The following is a 673-nucleotide window of genomic DNA, read 5'->3' as shown; positions in this document are numbered from 1 at the left end:
CGACGCGGAGCCCGGTCGTCACGACGGAAGCCACCACCGCTGGAACCGCCACGGTTGTCGTCGCGGCGGAAGTTGCCACCGGAGGAACCGCCACGGTTGTCGTCACGGCGGAAGCCACCACCGGAGGAACCACCACGGCTGTCGTCACGGCGGAAACCGCCACCGCTGGAACCACGGTTGTCGTCACGGCGAGGCGCACGGTCCCGGTCGCCTCGGTTGTCGTCGCGGCGGAAGTTGCCGCCGCCGCTGCTGGGCCGACTGTCGTCGCGCCGGAAACCGCCGCCGCTGTTGGTGGGCCGGCGGTCGTCACGCCGGTCCGCACCGCGGTCGTTGTCCCGACGCTGGCCGCCTGACCGGTCGTCACGACCACCGCTGAAGCCGCCCCGGTCACCGCCGTCGCGGCGACGCGGCTCGCGCTCCGAACGATCGTCGGGAGAGTTGGTGGACATCGGTGGTGCTCCTGTCATCGGGTACTACAGACATTCTTGCGCAGCCGGACACCCGACGCGCTTCGACAAAACAAAAAAGGACCCTTGGTCCCAGCGTTGAACGCTGGGACCAAGGGTCCTTGAAAGATTGTTCGGCGGCGTCCTACTCTCCCACAGGGTCCCCCCTGCAGTACCATCGGCGCTGAAAGGCTTAGCTTCCGGGTTCGGAATGTAACCGGGCGTTT

1 rRNA gene and 1 pseudogene are annotated in these 673 nt (G+C 67.8%); both read right to left on the bottom strand.

From position 1 onward, the window contains the following. A pseudogene (locus ACZ601_RS31240) lies at positions 1-449 on the bottom strand (DEAD/DEAH box helicase); the annotation flags it as partial. A 129-nt stretch (positions 450-578) separates the two neighbouring features. After that, positions 579-673, bottom strand: a 5S ribosomal RNA gene (gene rrf / locus ACZ601_RS31235); the annotation flags it as partial.

Source organism: Streptomyces sp. NPDC104307, from assembly GCF_055584045.1.
Note: the sequence above shows the minus strand (reverse complement) of the source record. Positions and strands in the feature narration are given on the sequence as shown.